At 43.2% G+C, this 20,029-nt stretch carries 21 protein-coding genes; 10 read left to right on the forward strand and 11 right to left on the reverse strand.

The annotated features are described in order from the left end of the window. Positions 1-181: 181 nt before the first annotated feature. Positions 182-1,930, forward strand: a complete 1,749-nt coding sequence (gene recN, locus V7K98_RS09840; RefSeq protein WP_335021396.1) for a DNA repair protein RecN — start codon at positions 182-184, stop codon at positions 1,928-1,930. Here recN and efeB read toward each other — a convergent pair. The 9 genes from efeB to V7K98_RS09885 form a co-directional block, all read right to left on the reverse strand. Continuing rightward, positions 1,927-3,186, reverse strand: a complete 1,260-nt coding sequence (gene efeB, locus V7K98_RS09845) for an iron uptake transporter deferrochelatase/peroxidase subunit (protein ID WP_335021189.1) — start codon at positions 3,184-3,186, stop codon at positions 1,927-1,929. The genes recN and efeB overlap by 4 nt on opposite strands. A gap of 30 nt (positions 3,187-3,216) precedes the next feature. Then, positions 3,217-4,407 carry an iron uptake system protein EfeO gene (gene efeO / locus V7K98_RS09850; RefSeq protein WP_335021191.1) on the reverse strand — a complete coding sequence of 397 codons (1,191 nt, stop codon included), beginning with the start codon at positions 4,405-4,407 and terminating at the stop codon, positions 3,217-3,219. Positions 4,408-4,494: 87 nt separating this feature from the next. Continuing rightward, positions 4,495-5,328: an iron uptake transporter permease EfeU gene (efeU, locus tag V7K98_RS09855; protein WP_335021193.1), complete on the reverse strand. Its 834-nt coding sequence runs from the start codon at positions 5,326-5,328 to the stop codon at positions 4,495-4,497. A 151-nt stretch (positions 5,329-5,479) separates the two neighbouring features. Continuing rightward, positions 5,480-5,689, reverse strand: coding sequence for a hypothetical protein (locus V7K98_RS09860; protein ID WP_335021195.1), 210 nt, complete (start codon positions 5,687-5,689; stop codon positions 5,480-5,482). 65 nt (positions 5,690-5,754) lie between these two features. Further along, positions 5,755-6,198, reverse strand: a complete 444-nt coding sequence (locus V7K98_RS09865) for a type II toxin-antitoxin system VapC family toxin (RefSeq protein WP_335021197.1) — start codon at positions 6,196-6,198, stop codon at positions 5,755-5,757. A 2-nt stretch (positions 6,199-6,200) separates the two neighbouring features. After that, on the reverse strand, positions 6,201-6,473 hold the full coding sequence (locus V7K98_RS09870) for a DUF2281 domain-containing protein (RefSeq protein WP_335021199.1): 273 nt from the start codon (positions 6,471-6,473) through the stop codon (positions 6,201-6,203). Next, complete coding sequence (locus V7K98_RS09875) at positions 6,470-6,877, reverse strand: Imm32 family immunity protein (RefSeq protein ID WP_335021201.1); 408 nt, start codon at positions 6,875-6,877, stop codon at positions 6,470-6,472. The genes V7K98_RS09870 and V7K98_RS09875 overlap by 4 nt, the downstream gene beginning before the upstream one ends. 43 nt (positions 6,878-6,920) lie before the next feature. After that, complete coding sequence (locus V7K98_RS09880) at positions 6,921-8,201, reverse strand: vWA domain-containing protein (RefSeq protein WP_335021203.1); 1,281 nt, start codon at positions 8,199-8,201, stop codon at positions 6,921-6,923. 12 nt (positions 8,202-8,213) lie between these two features. Then, a complete protein-coding gene (locus V7K98_RS09885; protein ID WP_335021205.1) occupies positions 8,214-9,470 on the reverse strand; it encodes a vWA domain-containing protein in 1,257 nt (418 codons plus the stop codon). Positions 9,471-9,697: 227 nt separating this feature from the next. Here V7K98_RS09885 and V7K98_RS09890 point away from each other — a divergent pair, with 227 nt between their 5' ends. The 4 genes from V7K98_RS09890 to V7K98_RS09905 all read left to right on the forward strand — a co-directional run bounded on the left by V7K98_RS09890 (position 9,698) and on the right by V7K98_RS09905 (position 12,001). Further along, the gene (locus V7K98_RS09890; RefSeq protein WP_334833042.1) at positions 9,698-10,360 is read left to right on the forward strand and encodes an ATP-dependent Clp protease proteolytic subunit; all 663 of its coding nucleotides are present in this window, start codon (positions 9,698-9,700) and stop codon (positions 10,358-10,360) included. 107 nt (positions 10,361-10,467) lie between these two features. Next, entirely contained in the window at positions 10,468-11,079 is a 612-nt protein-coding gene (locus tag V7K98_RS09895; RefSeq protein WP_335021207.1) for an ATP-dependent Clp protease proteolytic subunit, read from the forward strand. 56 nt (positions 11,080-11,135) lie between these two features. Next, positions 11,136-11,282 (forward strand): hypothetical protein, encoded by a 147-nt coding sequence (locus V7K98_RS09900; RefSeq protein ID WP_335021209.1) that lies wholly within the window; start codon positions 11,136-11,138, stop codon positions 11,280-11,282. 98 nt (positions 11,283-11,380) lie between these two features. Then, positions 11,381-12,001: a J domain-containing protein gene (locus V7K98_RS09905; protein WP_335021211.1), complete on the forward strand. Its 621-nt coding sequence runs from the start codon at positions 11,381-11,383 to the stop codon at positions 11,999-12,001. Positions 12,002-12,178: 177 nt separating this feature from the next. Here V7K98_RS09905 and V7K98_RS09910 read toward each other — a convergent pair whose 3' ends face one another. Beyond that, positions 12,179-13,378, reverse strand: coding sequence for an aminotransferase-like domain-containing protein (locus V7K98_RS09910; RefSeq protein WP_335021213.1), 1,200 nt, complete (start codon positions 13,376-13,378; stop codon positions 12,179-12,181). A 226-nt stretch (positions 13,379-13,604) separates the two neighbouring features. Here V7K98_RS09910 and V7K98_RS09915 point away from each other — a divergent pair, with 226 nt between their 5' ends. The 4 genes from V7K98_RS09915 to V7K98_RS09930 all read left to right on the forward strand — a co-directional run bounded on the left by V7K98_RS09915 (position 13,605) and on the right by V7K98_RS09930 (position 18,516). Next, entirely contained in the window at positions 13,605-14,396 is a 792-nt protein-coding gene (locus V7K98_RS09915) for a basic amino acid ABC transporter substrate-binding protein (RefSeq protein ID WP_335021215.1), read from the forward strand. A 10-nt stretch (positions 14,397-14,406) separates the two neighbouring features. Beyond that, on the forward strand, positions 14,407-14,535 hold the full coding sequence (locus V7K98_RS09920; RefSeq protein ID WP_335021217.1) for a hypothetical protein: 129 nt from the start codon (positions 14,407-14,409) through the stop codon (positions 14,533-14,535). A 494-nt stretch (positions 14,536-15,029) separates the two neighbouring features. Further along, positions 15,030-17,006, forward strand: a complete 1,977-nt coding sequence (locus V7K98_RS09925; RefSeq protein WP_335021219.1) for a serine/threonine phosphatase — start codon at positions 15,030-15,032, stop codon at positions 17,004-17,006. A gap of 241 nt (positions 17,007-17,247) precedes the next feature. Beyond that, entirely contained in the window at positions 17,248-18,516 is a 1,269-nt protein-coding gene (locus tag V7K98_RS09930; protein ID WP_335021221.1) for a protein kinase domain-containing protein, read from the forward strand. Positions 18,517-18,558: 42 nt separating this feature from the next. Here V7K98_RS09930 and V7K98_RS09935 read toward each other — a convergent pair whose 3' ends face one another. Then, on the reverse strand, positions 18,559-18,792 hold the full coding sequence (locus V7K98_RS09935) for a DUF4327 family protein (RefSeq protein ID WP_335021223.1): 234 nt from the start codon (positions 18,790-18,792) through the stop codon (positions 18,559-18,561). A gap of 798 nt (positions 18,793-19,590) precedes the next feature. Between V7K98_RS09935 and V7K98_RS09940 the strand changes: the two genes are divergently transcribed. Further along, on the forward strand, positions 19,591-20,028 hold the full coding sequence (locus V7K98_RS09940) for a tetratricopeptide repeat protein (protein WP_335021225.1): 438 nt from the start codon (positions 19,591-19,593) through the stop codon (positions 20,026-20,028). Position 20,029 lies beyond the last annotated feature (1 nt).

A 20,029-nucleotide genomic window follows, 5' to 3' on the forward strand; every position in this document is an offset into this window, starting at 1 on the left:
CTTACCCATGTTCCTCATTCTTCAGTCCCCAGTCCCCAGTCCCCATTTTGCAAAGGTTTGCTACACTTAAACGGGCATACTAGTTCAATAGTATTAGGTATTGCTAGTTGCTGAAAAATTATACTTATTGTCCTGTAAATTAGAAGTATCCGGCATCTGTCCTTATGGAGAATTTGGCTTGATGTTGCTTTGCCTGCGAATTGAAAACTTTGCCTTAATTGACCAACTAGAATTGGAATTTGGCGCGGGATTAAATGTGCTGACAGGTGAAACCGGCGCTGGAAAATCGATTATCTTGGATGCTATTGATGCCGCTTTGGGCGGTAAAGTCTCTAGTCGAGTCATTCGCACGGGGACAAGTCGGGCGATGGTAGAAGCTACTTTCACCTCAAATGCTCCCCTAGCTGCTTGGTTGATTGAACAAGAAATAGATTTGCTTGATGAAAATTCCGTAGTCATTAGCCGAGAAATCACAGCCACTGGTAGTAATATCCGCAGTCGATCGCGGGTAAATGGTGTGTTGGTAAATCGGCAGATTATGGGAGGAATGCGCGATCGCTTGGTGGAAATCACAGCCCAAGGTCAAACTGTACAAGTTGGACAATCTGCCCAAGTCCGCGACTGGTTGGATTTATATGGCGGCGACTCTCTAATGCAGCAGCGCCATAAAGTCGCCACGAATTTCACTACTTACCAACAGGCGCATTTAGCGCTACAAAAACGCCGGACATCAGAACGGGAACGGTTACAACAACTAGATTTACTTGCTTATCAAGTACAGGAATTGGGAGCTGCCAATCTGTGCGAAGCTAATGAATTGGAACAGTTGGGACAAGAACGGGAACGCCTGAATCATGTCGTCGATTTGCAACAGATGAGTTACAAGGTTTATGAGGCTTTGTATCAAAACGATCGTGAAACTCCTGCGGCGGCAGATTTGTTGGGAGACAGTGAAGCGATATTAAATGACATGGTGGAGTACGATACCCAACTACAACACTTGTTGGAATTGGTGCGAGACGCGCAAGCTGCGGTAATGGAAGTGGGAAGACAAATTAATGCTTATGGGGATGGTTTGGAAGCCGATCCACAGCGATTGGAAGAGGTAGAAGAACGAATTCAGGAATTAAAGCAAATTTGTCGCAAGTATGGGCCGACGCTTACCGAAGCGATCGCTTATTACCAACGTATCCAAGGGGAGTTAGGCGAACTTAACAATAGCGAACAATCGATTGAAAATCTAGAACAGCAAGAAAAGGCATGTTTAGAAAAACTCACTCAAGCAACTAATCAGTTAAGTCAACTGCGGAGTAAGGCGGCTGCTAATTTAGAATCTCGTTTGATAGCTGAACTCAAGCCCCTAGCGATGGAAAAGGTGAAGTTTCTAGTTGAGATATTACCAACTTTCCCCACTGCTATGGGAGCAGATAAAATTACTTTTACATTTAGTTCCAATCCTGGAGAACCACTGCAACCTTTGACAGAAGTTGCTTCTGGTGGGGAAATGAGCCGCTTTTTACTGGCGCTGAAAGCTTGTTTTTCTCAGGTTGATGTGGCTGGGACGATGGTATTTGATGAAATTGATGTCGGTGTTTCGGGAAGAGTCGCCCAAGCGATCGCGGAAAAATTACACCAGCTAAGTCAACGCAACCAAGTATTGTGTGTTACCCACCAGCCTTTAGTTGCAGCAATGGCCGATCGCCATTTCCGGGTGGATAAGCAAACTATTAATCAAGGCAAAGGTAAAAAAGCCAACAATGGCAACGCTGAACAGCGTACTGTTGTGCGAGTTACTAGCTTGGATAATTTAACCACACGCCGGGAAGAATTAGCACAATTAGCTGGTGGTAAATCAGCAAGTGATGCGATCGCTTTTGCCGAATCTCTGTTATTGCAAGCTGCTAACCACCGTCAAAAAATTAAAAATTAAGCTTCTAGTAATGACTGACCAAGATAACCTCCTTCAGCTTTGACACCAGGTAAGGCAAAGAAATATCCACCACCAATAGGGCGAATATACTCCTCCAAAGGTTCCCCACTTAAGCGATTTTGCACTGTCACAAACCCCTTTTCTAAATCAGCCTGAAAACAGACAAACAACAAACCCATATCTAAATGTCCGGCTTTGTCAAAGCCGCGTGAATAGTTGAAACCACGCCGCAGAATCAAACCTAACTCTGATTTTCGGGGATTAGCAAGGCGGATATGAGCATCTAGGGGAATTTGTTGACCTTTCGGATCTTGAGCATAATTGGGAATATCTTTCTCGTGGTTCATCCCCAAGGGTGCGCCAGAATCCTTACTGCGTCCAATAATTGTCTGTTGCTCCTGTAGTGGTGTCCGATCCCAGCGTTCGACTAAGTTACGAATTACCCGAACTACTTGATAGCTTCCCCCTGCTGTCCAAGCCGGTTCGCCGTTGTTTGGCTTTACCCAGACAAGGCGGTTAATCAATTTATCATCGCTAGCATCTAGATTTGCTGTGCCATCTTTAAAACCAAGTAGATTTCGCACTGTGGTTTTGCCAAGCTTTTTATGAGTATTGGGCGGTAGAAATCCCTCTATTTGCCAACGCAGAGTTAGCAAGTCAGGCAGATTCTTGATAATATCCCGCAAAGCGTGGATATTCGCCTCTTCTGTGTTGGCACAAAATTGCAGCAGTATATCCCCATGACACAAATCCGGGTCGAGTTGGTCATTGGAAAAACCTGGCATGGTGTTTAACCGCTTGGGTTTCAAGTTGCCAAGTCCAAAACGGTTATCGAAAAGCGAGTCACCCACTGCTAGGGTGATGGTGAGGTTATCGGGAACCACTACAGACCCAAGAATTCCCGAATCATTGGGTGGAAATTTGGGGTCGCGTAGCTTGGGTGTTCCCCCTGCCATGAGAAACTGAATGCGATCGCTCAAGGTTTGAAACAATCGCACTAAATCCGCTTTGGTTTTAGCTGTTGTGTCAAATGCAACCATCAGGGCAGAAGCCGGCACAGGGGTAATAATACCTGCTTGGTGAATACCAAAAAATGGCACAGTCTCTTCTGATGGGTCTTCAGCACTTTCCGAAAGAGTGCGATAACCCAAACTGGTCAAAGCTGCTACTCCACCTGCTGCTGCCATGCCAATGAGCAAGTCACGACGGCTGATTCGCGGAGTAATCCGTAAACTTGGTGGTTCCGAACTAGACATAGTTTACTCTTCTAGAAATTATGCAAAAATTTAATTAACGCCTAAAGTGCCGCGCAGTTGAGACAAATCTTCAGAAAGAGCAGCGATCGCTGTTTTCATCTCTTTCTTATCTGTTTCACTCACTTTGTCGTAGGTAGCAAAACCACCATCAGGGGTTTTGTATTTTCCAAGTCCTTGATTAACTTTGGTAAAGTTAGCATCCACACGCGCTAGTAAATCGGGGTTAGCTTTTTGGATAACGGGGCGCAATAACTCCACTATCTTTTGGGAACCCTCGACGTTAGCGCTAAAGTCCCATAGGTCAGTATGGCTGTAACGGTCTTCTTCCCCAGAAATTTTGGTAGCAGCCACTTCTTCAATCAAACCAGCAGCACCGCCAACCATGTTTTTCGGTTCAATGGTCAGGGTAGCAATGCGCTTTTGTAATTCCAATCCATCTTTCTGTAGCTTTTCGGCAAAAGGTTTCATGCCTTTTGTCGTTTTGTCCTGGAATAAAGCTTTCTCTAGGCGATGGTATCCAGTGAATTGCGGGTCAGCCTCTTTTTTAGCAAAGTCATCGGCACGAGAATCCATCGTTTTATCGAGGTCGGAGAACAATTCCGCTATCGGTTCTGCGCGTTCCCAATGAACATGGGTAGAGGCATAGAGTTTCTGAGCCTTAGCAAGGTCGCCAGCAATTACGGCATCTGTGAAAGTCTTGTTATCTGCCACCAACTGGTCAGTTTCTTTGGTAACGTAGACTTTGTATTCTGCGATCGCACCGACTAATTTACCTTGATCTATAGTCCCTTTGGCTTGAGAATCTCCAACTCCTGCCTTCACTGTGATTTTTCCTTTGGGATTGCTACGTAAACCGCAAGCCATGTCATACTCACCTGCTTCTAGATTCGTCTTGAGTTTTTGAACGAAACCGGGAGCAATATTTTCCCGTTCCTCAATGACTTTTACCCCAGATAAAATTTCCCACTCCAAAGGTTGACTGCTTTTGTTGGTAATTACAAAGCTGTTTTGTCCAGATTTCAGTGTCAGCTGATTAGGTTCGCAACCTTTATCTGTTACAGTCAAAGCTGTTTCGGCAGAATTGTTAGTAGAAGTATCACTAGCTACTTTCGCTTCTGGAGAATTACTTCCCAAAGTATCATTTGATTTATTCGATTCACACGCAGCTACTGTCAAGGCAATCAGACAGATGATTGTTGAGCGCTTTAAAAATTTTTTCATTGTTATATCTTCCTAAAAATTATTGAACTAGCTACTACAGCAAGGCCAAAATAAACCACTAGTTGAAATATCTAAAACCGTTACGAATTACGAATGCCTTGCTGTAGGCTTCTGTCCAGCGTTATCCCCCAAGAAGAACAGCAACATGGTAGGAATTAGATAGCCACAATAGGCGATCGCCTCGCTCACTGTCGGGGCATCGTTATATCCAAAAAATCCCGCCAAAAGTGAACCTATAAATCCATTATTAGGAATTACCCCACTAGCATCGAATACCACTGATTGCAGTAAATTCCACACTCCAGCTTCATGGAAAGCTCTCACCCCACTTGCTAAGAGTCCAGCAGCAACCAGGATAATAAAGGCTCCTGTCCATTTAAAAAATCGCTTCAGATTGATGCGGATACCACCTTGATAAATGCCTACACCGACAGCGACTGCGGCTGCATATCCAAACAATGCTCCCATTGGGGCTTGAAGTCCTAAATTTTGCTGGAATGTTGCCAGCAGAAACACTACTGTTTCTAAACCTTCTCGCAGCACAGCAAAAAATGCCATCCCCACCAGTGCTGTACCCCATTTATCCCCTGACTGAATAGCTGTTTCAATTTGAGACTGCAACTCGCCTTTCATAGAACGAGCAGCACGGCGCATCCAAAAAACCATCCAGGTGAGAACCCCAACTGCGACGATAGAAATTACTGCTGCAAATAATTCTTGTTCTTGTTGGGGAAAATCCTGACTGGTCATTTGCAAGATAATTGCAGTAACTAGACAAACAAAAGTCGCTAGTGCGATGCCAACCCACACTGACTTCATCAAATGGGTACGCCCAGTCTGCTTGAGATAACTGGCAATGATGCCCACGACAAGTGCAGCTTCAACGCCCTCTCTGAACATAATCAAGAAGGGAAAAAGCATGGATAACCTTATTAGTTATAATTACTATCAAATCATCAGAAGAATAATAACTTACTTGAGAAGATTTGTATATAACTGGGGTTTAAAAAAATCTCTGAAATTCTGGAAGCATAAAATTCTCGTTTAAATGACAGCCGTGAACAGAATTTCGTCAACGTTTACGAAGTTGCAATCCAGCAGCGATCGCTCGTTGTCGGATCGACCATAATTTTTTGGCTAAGGGTGTTTGTGACACAAAATCAGATTCGGGGGGTGTTATTTCTGACTCAGATTTAAGTAGTTCAACAAACTCCAAAACTTTTTGTTGCTTTTGGGATGTGAGTTCTCGCCACTGTTCAAGTAGTTCAACTTCATTACCCATAACTACAACGCTCGTGAATAATTTTTATATTTTAGTGGCAGAAGTCCTATTTCTTGTTCCTTGCTTTAAACCCAACTTTCCCAAAGAAATTCTCGTACTTGTTGCATTCGCTCAAAGTCACTATCACATGAAACGACAATCAACGAGTGACGTAAAGCTGTCGCAGCTATCCAGAGGTCATTTTCACTAATGCCAATGGTAGCTAATTTAGTTGTTCTACGTTTACTTTTTTCTTTTGGGCCAAATTGCTTAATAATTTCTGATTTAAAATCACCGTAAATTTCTGTTGTTTCTTTGTCGATTCCATATAGGTTAATTCGTCGCAAAAACGCATTTATTTTGATTAAATTAGCGGCTTTTTGCTCTGAATTTTGTGCCATAAAGCGTAGCTCTCCTGCAACAATGACACTAGTTGCTAATTGTACTTGACCAAGCGATCGCAAGTGATTGGCGACACTTGGTACACCTTCCATCAAGAAGGAACAGTGATTAGTATCAAGTAGATACATGATTAAAATTCTAGTGGCATACGACTAGAATGAACCAGTTGTAGGCATTCTTTAATGTCCGAACCTGACCAAGTTCCCACAAAATCTAATAAATCTTCGGCAGTGGAACCTGTTAAAGTATGCTCTGCTATAAATGGTTGCTCTGGTTGGTTATTTGCAGATATACCGATTTGTTGATGTTTGGTTTGTAACAACTGAACAAAGTCTAAAATTTCCTGTAATAGCGGTTCAGGTAATTTTTCTAGTTCTTGGGTAATCTGTTCTTTAATTGTCATTTTGTACCTCTGTATTTACACGAGATTATTAATGAAACTGAGGCAGGATCAACCCACTCATTTCCTTCGTAGTAGTCAAAGTGGTTATGATATCCTGATTCTGTACTATCGCCAAAATTAAACCAGTCTGCAAATACTTTCAGTTTTTCTGGTGTTCCTTCAATCTTTAAAGAACTGCCAGCAACCATAACTTTGACAGAACAATCACTCTTACGAATGACCAACGAATTTAAACAAGAATCATAAGGTGCTGGCTTAACTTCATTGGCAGGAATACAAACTTGCACATCCTGAGCTTGAAGCAATTTAATAATCGATTGGCGAATGCTTCTCAAATCTCCCGGTGTACCTGACAGATCAATCTCACCGCCATAATTGTTGTCACTAAAACGGATATGAATCATACTTGTCCATCTCAACCATCCATTACCTTAAGCTGGATTTTTACTATTCCTGTAAAATCGTCTTTGATACAATTCTAGTTTTCTTGAGGTCAGCTTCAGAAAGTTCTTCGCCAGCTTGCAAGCGGGTGGCGGAAGTTTGTAATACTGTCGCTGCACCTTTATCTCCGATTTGTAAAGCAGTTTTGGCGGCTGTTTGTAGCATGGTAGCTGCACCAGTGCGATCGCCTTGTAGCAATTTCGCCTCGGCTAATTGGGTTTGGCGATACTTTGCTAATGCCAAAATAGACTGCTGTACCTGGGGATTAGAATCCGGTTGATACGATCGCACCACATCTGCATACACTGGCACAAGAGGCGAAAGTAAGCCTTCTTCATTAATTAACGGGTCATCATAACGAATTTGCAAATGCCCGATCGCTTGTTTCCCTTCTGGCAATTGTCCCAGATAAATGTTCGCCAAAACTACCCGTTCTACATCCTGCATCAAATCTCCCAAACGCACAGCAAAGACACCATCAGCTTCTGCTTCCACTGGTAACTCGATTGTATCTGGGGCAACTTGGGCAATGGGTTTTAATTCTGCTAATCGGACATTAGGCACTAGAGATAACAGCAAGTAGGCATTAGTTAGCCCAATGGACTCAATCCGTCCAAACAGTCGGCTAAATTGCTCTAAAGCTTCTTCAGGATGTTCAATATGAGCTAAAGTCCCACCACCGACATCGGCAATTTTTTCTAACAAATCCTGATTCCAGCTATTACCAAATCCGAAAGTGTTGATAGTTAGGTTCAGCTTGGCAGCCTTTTGCGCTAGTTTTACGCACCGCTTATTGTCATCTCGCCCAATATCCCACTTCCAAATTCGCAAACCGCTTTCACCATGCCCATCTGTCAGCAGAAACGCCTGGGAAACAGCGCCTCTTGTGCCTTTCATCAGTTCTGTAATTCCCAGTTCCAAACCTTCAGCGATCGCTGTACCGCCGCTAGCAGTCAGTTTGCTTTTTATTTGAGATTTGATGCTTTCGGGGTCTTCGATGACTTGGTTGGGGATAATGACTTCCGCAGAACCAGAAAAAGCCACAACTGAGATGCGATCGCCAACTTTTAACCGATCTATTAATCCTTCCACTGCCTGAATCACCGTTTTAATCGGTTGTCCGTGCATAGAACCGCTTCTATCTAGAATCAAGCAGAGGTTAAGGGGCAGATTTTGGTCAAACTCGCCAGCAATCGCAAAAATCGTTATTGCTAGTTGACGTTGGCTACTTGTTTGAGCCACATCAACATTATTGTCATTTAACGCCGATAGCAATTTAACTTTCATCTAAACCTGAGTTTACTGGGGAGGAGTATCTTGCAAAACTGTTTTGGAGACCATTCTAGTTTTCTTGCGATCGCTTTCCGATAAATCTCCACCAGATTGTAGCTGGGTGGCAGAAGTTTGTAACACCGTCGCCGCGCCAGTATCTCCCATTTGCAGAGCAGTTTTAGCAGCCGTTTGTAACATTGTCGCTGCACCACTGCGATCGCCTTGCTGCAATTTCGTCTCGGCTAACTGGGTTTGGCGATACTTAGCTAATGCTAAAATAGAATGTTGCACCTGGGGATTCGGATCTGCTTGGTAGTTTCTCACCACATGGGCATAAACGGGGATATTTGGTGTAACTAAACCTACCTTGTTAGCGGCTGGATCGTCGTACCGGACTTGCACATTAGCGATCGCTTGTTCACCTGCTGGCAATTGTCCCAAATAAATATTAGCTAAAATAACTCGTTCCGCATCTTTCATTAAATCTCCCAACCGCACAGCGAAGCGTCCATCAGTTTCTTGTTGCAGTGGTAACTCGATTGTGTCTGGGGAAACTTGAGCAACAGGTTTGAGTTCGGCTAATCTGACATTGGGTATTAGGGAGAATAACAGATAAGCATTAGTCAATCCCACTGTTTGAATGCGGCTGAACAGGCGATTAAACTCATCCACAGCCTCTTCTGGTTTTTGAATGTAAGATAAAGTACCCAAACCAGCATCAGCAATTTTTTCTAAAACATCTTGATTCCAATTGTCACCAAATCCCAGAGTGTTCAAAGTCAAATTATAGCTAGCAGCTAATTGGGCAAATTTCAAACAGCGATTGTTATCACCATGTTCATTTTCCCCGTCGGTTAATAAGAAGGCTTGGGAAACAGTATCTTTTTTTCCCTTCGCCAATTCCTCAATACCTAAACGCAATCCTTCATCAATTGAAGTTCCACCATCTGCGGCTAGGCGGTTGATTTGATTTTTGATTTTTTCTGGATCTTCGACACTTTGACTAGGTACTAAGACTTTGGCGCGGTGATCGAAAACTACAACACTGAGGCGATCGCTAGGATTGAGTCTGTCTACCAGACGATTCGCTGCTTTTTTCACCGTTTCTAGCGATCGCCCATTCATGGAACCACTATGATCCAGAATCAAGCATAGATTAAGTGGCACATTCCGGTCTTGAGTTTCTGCGATCGCTGAAATCGAAATTCCCAACTGACGCTGACTATTCAGTTGATTCGCGTCCAAATTACCATCATTCAAGGCAGGCTGCAAACTAACCTTCATAACTCAAAGTCCCTATTCAGGATATACATATTAATAAATAACTTCAAAGCACCACTTTAGCTCTACGGAAAACTTATCCAATATAATAATCAGAATATCTTACAAGCCAAGCATTGGCAGATGCGAAGCTACCTGAAGCATTAGGGAGAAATCCGCACCTTGAGGTAATCGTACATCGCGCTAGGATGTATTACAGTTAACGGCATACTTTCAGGCGATCAGTTGCTATGGACATTTCCCCAATCAAGGCTGTTCAAGCCCCATACTACGGCGATAGCTCTTACCGGACACCACCGCCAGATTTACCTTCCCTCTTATTGAAGGAGCGAATAGTCTATATTGGGATGCCACTGGTGCCTGCTGTCACAGAATTAATTGTGGCCGAATTGCTATTTTTGCAGTCCGACGATCCAGAAAAGCCCATTAAAATCTATATCAACTCCACCGGCACATCCGGTTACAGTGGCGAACCCATTGGCTTTGAAACCGAAGCTTTCGCCATCTTTGACACCATGAAATATATCAAGCCTCCTATCCACACCATTTGCGTCGGTTCCGCAATGGGTATGGCAGCCATGCTTCTCAGCGCTGGTACAAAAGGTTGCCGCGCTAGTTTGCCTCACTCTTCGATTATCCTGCATCAGCCCAAAAGCTACGCCCAAGGTCAAGCAACGGATATTCAAATTCGGGCAAGGGAAGTTTTGGTAAACAAAGGCGCGTTAGTTGATATTCTACATCGCACCACAGGACAGCCCCCAGAAAAGATTATTAAAGACATGGATCGGTTGTTATATCTAACACCCTACGAAGCGAAGGAATACGGGCTAATTGACCGAGTTTTTGAAAAAGAAGAACTCGCAAATCCTCCACTTCCAGCCAGTGTCCTTTAGTGAGTGCTGAGTGCTGAGTAGAGACGCGATGAATCGCTTCTGTATCAGGAGTTATGAGCTATTTCTAGCTCTCATACCGCCCCAAATTATTAAGAACGGAGTAAATTATGCCTATAGGCGTTCCTAAAGTTCCTTACCGGATGCCCGGAGGACAATATACAGATTGGATTAGCATTTACGATCGCCTTTACCGGGAACGGATTATATTCTTGGGGCGAGATATTGATGATGAAATTGCCAATCAAATTATTGCTGTAATGCTGTATCTGGACTCCGACGATCCAGGTAAAGATATTTATTTATACATCAATTCACCCGGTGGAATGGTTACATCCGGCATGGCTATTTTTGACACCATGCAACATATCAAATCAGATGTGGTAACTATTTGCGTAGGTTTAGCTGCTTCAATGGGGTCTTTCCTATTGGCTGCTGGCACCAAAGGTAAACGCCTAGCATTGCCTCATTCCCGGATTATGATTCACCAGCCTTCAGGTGGAACCCGTGGACAAGCAACCGATATCGAAATTGAAGCTAGAGAAATTCTGCGGATTCGTCACCAGCTTAATGGCATTTATGCCGATAAAACAGGTCAGACCATAGCAAAAATTGAAAAAGATATGGATCGTGACTTTTTCATGTCTGCTGAAGAGGCGAAAGAATACGGTTTAATTGACCGTGTGATTGAAGAAAGAACTTCTATAGTACCAGGGGAGTAGGGAAGCAGGGGGCAGGGAGTAGGGAGTAGGGAGTAGGGAGTAAGGAGATGAGGGAGATGAGGAGAAGTTACAGTAAGTCTTTTCCCAATGCCCAATGCCCAATGCCCAATGCCCAATGCCCAATGCCCAATGCCCAATGCCCAATGCCCAATGCCCAATGCCCAATGCCCTTTTATAAACAAATAGTCAACATTGAACTTTAAAATATAAAATTAGCCTTTATCATTAATAATCCAGGCTTAAAGCTGATAATAGACAGATAATAGCCGATAGCTAAATATTCGATAGCTCATAGCTCAAGATGGATCTTGGAGATTGCTACCGTTTGCTAGGTTTAAGATCGGGAGCTTCTTTTGCTGACATCAAAGCGTCTTACCGACGATTAGCGCAGCAATATCATCCCGATATCAACCCAGATGACAACAAAGCCAAAGATAAGTTTATTGCCTTGACAGAGGCTTACAAACTCCTGCTGACAGTAGTACTGCCAGAGGAAACTATTGCACATTCAAGTCAGGTGTCAACTGGGAGTAATGACGCTAAGGCAACGCAGCGACAGAAAACACCAGTCACAACGGTGGTAAACCAACAACCAGGGAAACCAAAGCCGCCTAATCTGTTGGAAATAGAAGAACGGCTGAAGTGGAAGACTTATGAGCAATTACAGAGATTTTTGCAAGAGAAACGATTTCCGCAAGCGATCGCACTGGTAGAAGCTTTGGCAGATCGTTTGTCAACAGATGCAGAAGTTCGACAATGGCAAGCGATCGCTTATCAAATTTGGGGACGGGCATTAATTTCTGAAAACCAACTGCTCAAAGCCAGAATTTATCTCAAAAAAGCTTTGAAAACAGACCCCCATAATAAAAGTCTTTGGTATGAAGTGCAGCGCGATTTCCAACGCTTAGAACAAATTTTTTAAATATTTACAAAATTTAAAATCTGCTGAAATCTCGTTTTTAGGTAAGTTCTACCACATTTAATTTGCATATAGAGGGCGGGCAAGATGCCCACCCCACAAGAGTTATTGGGAGGCGTTAATCTCCTAAAAAGCATTTTCCGTCTGATATTGAAAACGAGGTAAATTACGAATTACGAATTACCGCAATCCGCGCAACACCGCTCCTAATGTAGCGATTCCCTCAACAATCTTCTGTGTAGGCTGAAAGCTAAAAGCTAACCTCATAGCATCATCCCCTTGTCCATTGGTGTAACAGCGAGTTCCTGGCAGAAAACTTATACCGTGTTCATTGGCAGCCATAAGGAGTTCTTTAGCGCTGATATCTGGTGGCAATTTACACCAAACAAAAAAGCCGCCATCGGGACGCAAGGCAACTACATCACTGGGGAACTCTTGAGCGATCGCTTCTAACAACAAATTGCACTTATGCTTGTAACAGGCGATTAGCTCCTGAGTGTGATTCTCTAGTTTCCCTGTGGCACAATAACGAGCAACAACATGGCTGACAAATGGCCCCACAGGCCCCTCACTTTTGAACATTGCCAACCGCTCAATAATTGCTGGATCGCCACAAGCCCATCCTAACCTGATACCAGGCGCAATAATTTTCGAGAAGGTACTTACATATAATACCCACCCATCTTGGTCAAGACTTGCCAGTGGGGGCATAGTTTCTCCACGGAAGCGCAAATCGCTATAAGCATCGTCTTCCACTACGAGAACGCCATACTCAGCCGCTAATGCTACCAGCTTTTGGCGACGAAATAAGGGCATAGTAGCGCCCGTAGGATTATGAAAGGTAGGAATAGTATAAATAAATCGGGGTCGGATGCCCTTTTTCTTTAAATCGTTCAATGTGACTTCTAGGGCATCTACATCCATCCCCAACTCATCCACAGGAATAGTAATTATGCGTGCGCCAGCGTGGACAAATCTGGCAACTACTCCTAAAAAAGTTGGCCCTTCCACAATTACTACATCACCAGGTTCCACAAACACATCTGGTAGCAAACCGAGAATCTGACCAGAACCGTAGCCAATGATTAAGCGATCGCGATCGGCAGCGATTCCTTTAGCCTGCAAGCGGAGGATAATTTGCTCATACAGTTGAGCAGAAGGTGGGCCGTAATTGAGAGCGATCGGAGCCTCTTCTGCCAGCACAACGGCACTTGCAGCAGCCAATTCAGTGTGAGGAAAAAGAATTGGATCGGCTAAACCGTAGGCAAAGCTGACAGTGACAACTTTGCTTAACTCTGTACCGTAAGTAGGTGGTGCGAGGTTTTTTGCTCGTTCAGCGAACAAATCAGTAATTCGATAAGCAGGGGTTGTGGAAACCATAAGTAGTTAAAAATTGGAAGTCAAAATACAGAAAACACAAGTAAGTAATTAACGAAAAGTCAGATTAGAAGCTTCCTCCGGTCTAAACTTTTCACAAGACGAGGGTCTTAAACTTTCATTAGTCGCCCAGAATTTATAGTAAATTTTCACTGCTAACGGATGTATTCTTTCTTATAACATCATGACAAGTATCGTGAATATTGACCGATAGAACGGAATTACTACAGTGAAATTAATTAACATAAAGTGGCAGCAGCTAATTCTCAGCTTAGGCTGTCTGCTACTGATTATTGCCTGTAAAAGTTTCTATCCCACCAATAACCCAGATGCCATAACTCTTAGGGTGGCGACAGATCCCACCTTTGTCCCCTTTGAAATCCAAAAAGCTAGCGGGGACTTGGAAGGCTTTGATATTGATTTGATGAATGCGATCGCTAAAGTAGCAGGTTTTGCAGTCCAGTTTGAAAGTCTGCCCTTTGATGGCATGATCTCGACTTTGCAAGCTAAAAGAGTCGATGCAGCAATTAGTGGAATCACCATTACCGCCGAACGCCTGAAAACAATTGCTTTTTCACGACCTTATTTTAAAGCCGGACTAGCCATTTCTGTCCGCGAAGACAACCAAAATATTCAAGATTTCAATAGTCTCAGAGGTAAAAAAATCGCTGTCCAAATTGGTTCTACTGGCGCAGATTTTGCCAAAACCATCCCCAACGCCAAAATTAGTACTTTTAATTCTGGGCCAGAATTTTTCCAAGATTTACTCAATGGCAATGTTGATGCTGTAATTAGTGATGCTTTTGCAACTCTGTATGCGATAAAAAACGGCAACCTCAAAGGCATCAGAGTTGTTGCCGATTTGCTTACCGAAGAATACTACGGGATTGCCACACCAAAAGACTCCCCCCATCTGGATACAATTAACAAAGCTATAGGGACTTTGTTATCCAACGGTACTTACAAGCAAATTTATCAAAAATGGTTTAATGCAGAACCCCCGCAATTGCCAGACTCTTGACAATAGGGCATTGGGCATTGATAAAAAGGCAGAGGGAAAAACTCATCTTCCCAATTCCCAATTCCCAATTCCCAATTCCCAATTCCCAATTCCCAATTCCCAATTCCCAATTCCCAATTCCCAATTCCCAAAATATTAAATATTTATCTAATATGCGTCACAATTAATACTGCCACCAAAATTAATTGATTTCTGCAAGCTGCACACTCGTGACTTCCAGTCATGAGAAAAGCTTTCCATATTCTGATACACTATATACATAGTGAAAACCAAGCTAACAGAACCACGACAACTAAAGATACGGGGTTCTACTGAGAAATAGGTACATTGTGCCGCATCCTTGTAGTAGGTAAAATCTTTAAGGTACTGAGGTTGAACATACTTTTAAGGTACTTGTTCAAAAGTCGCCGCCGATGCGTCGGAGACTCATCAAAACGCCTGTGGAGAACCCATAAGACCTGGAGCAATTTAGGCAGGGATCTATGAAGCAGGAATCGCGTGACTTTACGTCAATGCGAGGTTCAAAAACTACAATCTCTTGTAGGTCTACTTTAGTCAGGGACAGCCAATTGTGGCACCTTGGTTCTTAGTAGCTAGAAGCACCTTGGAGCGGGAATTAAAGGAACTTCCACTATGCTGATTTGCCCTCAGTGTAAATTTGAAAACCCCAAAAACAACAAATTCTGTCAAAGCTGTGGCACATCTCTAACCCACAAAGTTTGTCCTGAATGTAGTGCCGAAGATGTACCTGTCAATGCACTAAGTTGTCATAACTGTGGCGCGGAATGCGGAACAGTGTTTTGGGCAATTATTGCTAAAAAAACGACTGTAGAAGCTTTGGGAATACAGAGAGAGCCGGGAAATGAGGAAACAATATCCTCGTCATCTCCACTATCCCCTACTTCCCAGATTGCATTAGGCTCCTATTTAGACTCTCAAGAGCGCTATCAATTGTTAGATCCGCTACCTGTCCAAACGGAAAGTAGCGCCATTACTGATGTAGGTGTGAGAGTTCTAGACTGCCAGCCTTATGAAATGTCATGCATTGAGGCAATGCTAGCAAGTCAGCAATCAGATTTGCTAACGCCATCAATAGAAGCGAATGGAATTCCTCACCTTGCTAAACTTTATATTACCTTACAGTCCCCAGGTCAGCGCGAGATACCACTGATTCATGATGCATGGCAGCAGGGAGATATACAGGTAGTAATAATTGAAGACCGCTCAAATTGGCAGCCTTTAGTAGACTTGTGGCAAGAAGAGACAACAAGTTCGTTAAAAATTTTGCACTGGTGTTATCAAATGGCTCAACTTTGGGCATTGTTGGAACCAGTAAATTGTCGTCAAAGCCTTTTAGATTTGGCGAATTTGCGATTGGATGAAGACCAAACGCTAGCGTTGCAAAGGTTGTATCTCGAATCATCAAGTCCTTTGCTTGCCACGGAATTGTCAGAAAATGCCGAAGCTCAAACATCTGTGATTCCAGAAGAGCCGTTAAGCATTCAAGCTTTAGGGCGGGTTTGGCAAGCACTATTTAGGCAGTCTCAACGCACTCAATTTGGCTCTGTAGTCCAGATGTTGGGGGATTTAGATGCAGGTAAGATTAACACGATCGCACAATTGCGATCGCGTTTAGAAGAAATCTCTATTGAACTACAAGCACTAGAAACCGCAACTTTGCCCCCAGTAAAGGAAAACAATACTACTGTGCCCACTATGCCGCAATCAGCCGAACCAGAAGACATCATTAGCAAAAGTGATGATATGCCGACTGTTGTGCTGGCCATGCAGTTAAGTAGTTTGGAAGATGCCGGACGTACAGATGTAGGCCGTCAACGTCATCATAACGAAGACTACTTTGGCATTGAAACCAAAATTCAGAAGTTAGAGTTCCCTAAAAGTCGAGTTCTAGAAGGACATGGTTTATATATTCTCTGCGATGGTATGGGCGGACACGCTGGCGGCGAGATAGCCAGTGAGTTAGCAGTCAACACCCTACGGCAATACTTTCAAGAACATTGGATTACTAACCAACTGCCAACAGAAGATAGTATTCGTGAGGCAGTCTATTTAGCTAATGAGGCGATTTATAAGCTAAATCAAAAAGATGCCCGTTCTGGAGTAGGGCGTATGGGTACAACTCTGGTAATGCTCTTAATTCAAGATACTCAAGCAGCAGTTGCCCACGTAGGAGATAGCCGTCTCTATTGCTTGACGCGTAAGCGGGGACTAGAACAAGTCACAGTAGATCACGAAGTTGGGCAACGGGAAATTACCAGAGGAGTGGAAGCAAGCATAGCTTATGCCCGCCCTGATGCCTACCAACTCACCCAAGCCTTGGGGCCTCGTGATGAAAACTCAATTAATCCCGATGTCGGCTTTTTCGATATTAATGAAGATACTCTTCTGCTGTTAGCATCAGACGGTCTATCAGATAATGATTTACTAGAAACCCATTGGCAGACTCATTTAGAACCCTTACTTAGTTCGGGCGCTAACTTAGAACAGGGTGTTACAAACTTAATTGATTTGGGAAACCAACATAATGGTCACGACAACATTACTGGTATACTAATTCGGGCAAAAGTACGTCCAAATTTGGAAAGTTAATTATAAATTGGAATTGGGAATTGGGCATGGGGCATTGGGCATGGGTAATAAGTACAATCATCAATTTCCAATATAGATATTTTCAATTTAACCTTAAAGCCTTATAAATCAGGGTTCAAAATCTAATTTACCTATAGTTAAATGCCCAATACTTCGACTTCCGACTTCGCTCAGTACAAGTGCCCAATGCCCAATTCCCAATGCCCAATTCCCAATTCCCAATTCCCCAATAGGTTGTATTGTGGTTAGTCTGACTCTGCTAGAACCGAAACAAAAAACGCCCCTTCAACAGTGGTGCTTTGAGAACTCTTCCATAATTCGGATTGGTCGAGCGGCAGATAATCACGTTGTTTTAACTGATAGTTTAGTTTCGCGGCATCATCTAGAACTGAGACACGTCGATTCTGCCGACAATAATGGTGGTTGGCGGCTGATTAGTCAGGGTACTAATGGGACTTTCCTCAACGGTATCCTTGTGATTCAGAGTCCGTTACCAGATAATTCTCTTTTGCAACTAGCACAGGGAGGCCCAATATTGCAATTCCAAATTCAGGAAGTAACAGTATTGGAAACTGGTTTGCGATCGCTACAAATGCAAGAGACAGAAGAAAACGCTGTTGCAACAGTCTATTCAGCCCAAGGCAAATACACTTGCACGCACGAAGGTAACTCCCCAAACAATCTGTTTTGTATCCACTGCGGTCAACCTCTCTCTGTACAACACAAAATTCGCCATTATCAGGTGTTGCGAACTCTCGGACAAGGAGGTATGGGTACTACTTATCTCGCTTGGGATGGGGCTAGTCAGATTGGGATTACCCCACGACTGCTGGTGTTAAAACAAATGAATGCTGATATGGCAAAAATTGCCAAAGCTCAGGAATTATTTGAGCGTGAGGCGTATACTCTCAAATCCCTTAACCATCCGGGAATTCCCAAGTATTACGACTTCTTTGTAGAAGGCGGAAAAAAATACTTGGCAATGGAACTAATTCAGGGACAAGATTTAGAGAAACGTGTTTATACTACTGGCCCAGTTACACCAAAACAAGCGATCGCTTGGATGATCCAAACCTGCGATATTTTAGAATATCTTCATAGCCAAGAGCCACCGCTAATTCACCGCGACATTAAACCCGCTAACTTAATGGTGCGAAGTTCACTAAATCGCATAGTAGTGCTGGATTTTGGCGCAGTTAAGGAAATTGGCACTGCGCCCGGTACTCGAATTGGTGCAGAAGGTTATTGCGCTCCTGAACAAGAACGGGGACAACCTTTGACTCAATCTGATTTGTATGCAATTGGGCCAACGATAATTTTTCTCCTCACAGGCGAAAACCCTTTCAAGTATTACCGCCAACGGGGGCGAAACTTCAGGTTTGATGTGGCAAAAGTTCCCACCATCAGTTCCCAATTAAGAGATGTAATCGATCGCGCTACAGAACCATTGCCACGCGATCGCTACCAAACTGCCAAGGAATTAGCCACAGCCTTAGCTGCTTGCCAATAAAGGCAATAATGGCGGAGAGTCCAATGCCCTATGCCCTATCCCCTATGCCCTATCCCCTAATTCTTCATCCCAAGTTTCTACAGCTAGCAATTCACTAACTGGGTCTTGCATACTAAAGCCAAAATCAAGCAGTTCCTGTTTCCAGTGCTGCCATTCATTACCATATAGCAAAGCGATTTTCCAGATGCTATCGCTTGGCTTGATAATATTAGATTCTATTAGTGATTGCACGTTGCGCTGCAATTTCACCATCGGGTGAATCACTTTCTGAGTCATAACCTCGATTCAATTCAGATTTTGTTTGTTGGTAAATACTTGATTAAAACTGCTTCCCATTCTGCAATTGTTGCCGGATCGTAGAGTGGTGTAATTTTGGTAAAGCTAGTCTTAACTTTTTAACTATACCATAACAAACTCTACTAAATTACTGGTAAATTCGGTTTTGTACGGTAATTACCACCACAAAACTCTAATTTCACCAAGCAGTGCATAAACTTTTTGCAGAAGTTAGTCCAAATTGTGAACACTGAGCAAAACAATTAGTCCCCTGAAAAATTACACTAAGTAGTGAGACAGAAGACCACTAGGAAAATTCTATTTGTTTTGATCGCGAAAAATATGCTTGCTTGTTGAAAAACCCATAGGAAACAGTCTAGTTTAAAGGTTTTTGACTTACAGGGAAATTTGCAATTGACTATAAATTGCCACTGTTTATGTTCATTTAAACGTTATTAGAATATCGCAAACATCTAGCATTAGGTAGAATAATCGCAAATCTTTATATAATCTTGATGTTCTCTCCAATGAATCAGACCTGGAGGGTTAGCTCTGTGCAGGGGTAAGAGAAGGTTTTATTTTAAAGCGTAAGAGCGATGCCTACGGCGGTAAACTACGCACGGCAAAATTATGGCTGTAGCATGGGCTTACCATAAAGTTCTTCCGTCTTCAGAGTCAGCTTTTAAAGTTTGTGTAAAAAATTTTTAGCCAAGATGTTAGTTTCTGTTGAGCAGATGGGTATCCTCAAAACGGGAGGGTTGCTGACACCTAACTATTTAACGCAGCAATAATTGATACATGGCTGGCTCAGACGAAGCATACCTAATCGCCCGCAAAAAGCAGATTGGGCGGCGACAAAAGATTTTAACGATAGTGTCGATATTCTCGTTTTTTGGATCTACGGTATTTGCAGTCATTCCAGTAATCCAACGGGCTAGTCAACCTAAGCCTATAACTGCGTCTGTTTCTGCTGAGTCAGTATTACAGCAACAGGCGCAAGGATACGAGATGGTTTTACAACGAGAACCAGAAAATCAACTTGCTTTGGAGAAACTATCTATGCTGCGGTTGCAATTGAAGGATGCTAAAGGTGCAATGGAACCTTTAGAGAAACTGGTGAAGTTGCACCCCGATCGGCAAGATTACAAAATTGTATTAGAGCGGGTTAAGAAGCAACAAGGTCAAAAAGAGGGAAATAGCGATCGCAGCACAGATAAGCAGCCCAAATCTAATTAAA

The sequence above is a fragment of the Nostoc sp. genome (assembly GCF_036917435.1).
Lineage (GTDB): Bacteria > Cyanobacteriota > Cyanobacteriia > Cyanobacteriales > Nostocaceae > Nostoc.

Coding starts and splice junctions, on each gene's coding strand:
- V7K98_RS09910 (WP_335021213.1), bottom strand. CDS start 13,378: ATGGTTTCCACAACCCCTGCTTATCGAATTACTGATTTGTTCGCTGAA.
- V7K98_RS09925 (WP_335021219.1), top strand. CDS start 15,030: ATGCTGATTTGCCCTCAGTGTAAATTTGAAAACCCCAAAAACAACAAA.
- recN (WP_335021396.1), top strand. CDS start 182: ATGTTGCTTTGCCTGCGAATTGAAAACTTTGCCTTAATTGACCAACTA.
- V7K98_RS09865 (WP_335021197.1), bottom strand. CDS start 6,198: ATGTATCTACTTGATACTAATCACTGTTCCTTCTTGATGGAAGGTGTA.
- efeU (WP_335021193.1), bottom strand. CDS start 5,328: ATGCTTTTTCCCTTCTTGATTATGTTCAGAGAGGGCGTTGAAGCTGCA.
- efeB (WP_335021189.1), bottom strand. CDS start 3,186: ATGTCTAGTTCGGAACCACCAAGTTTACGGATTACTCCGCGAATCAGC.
- V7K98_RS09940 (WP_335021225.1), top strand. CDS start 19,591: ATGGCTGGCTCAGACGAAGCATACCTAATCGCCCGCAAAAAGCAGATT.
- efeO (WP_335021191.1), bottom strand. CDS start 4,407: ATGAAAAAATTTTTAAAGCGCTCAACAATCATCTGTCTGATTGCCTTG.
- V7K98_RS09880 (WP_335021203.1), bottom strand. CDS start 8,201: ATGAAAGTTAAATTGCTATCGGCGTTAAATGACAATAATGTTGATGTG.
- V7K98_RS09900 (WP_335021209.1), top strand. CDS start 11,136: ATGAGGAGAAGTTACAGTAAGTCTTTTCCCAATGCCCAATGCCCAATG.
- V7K98_RS09895 (WP_335021207.1), top strand. CDS start 10,468: ATGCCTATAGGCGTTCCTAAAGTTCCTTACCGGATGCCCGGAGGACAA.
- V7K98_RS09905 (WP_335021211.1), top strand. CDS start 11,381: ATGGATCTTGGAGATTGCTACCGTTTGCTAGGTTTAAGATCGGGAGCT.
- V7K98_RS09935 (WP_335021223.1), bottom strand. CDS start 18,792: ATGACTCAGAAAGTGATTCACCCGATGGTGAAATTGCAGCGCAACGTG.
- V7K98_RS09870 (WP_335021199.1), bottom strand. CDS start 6,473: ATGACAATTAAAGAACAGATTACCCAAGAACTAGAAAAATTACCTGAA.
- V7K98_RS09890 (WP_334833042.1), top strand. CDS start 9,698: ATGGACATTTCCCCAATCAAGGCTGTTCAAGCCCCATACTACGGCGAT.
- V7K98_RS09875 (WP_335021201.1), bottom strand. CDS start 6,877: ATGATTCATATCCGTTTTAGTGACAACAATTATGGCGGTGAGATTGAT.
- V7K98_RS09860 (WP_335021195.1), bottom strand. CDS start 5,689: ATGGGTAATGAAGTTGAACTACTTGAACAGTGGCGAGAACTCACATCC.
- V7K98_RS09885 (WP_335021205.1), bottom strand. CDS start 9,470: ATGAAGGTTAGTTTGCAGCCTGCCTTGAATGATGGTAATTTGGACGCG.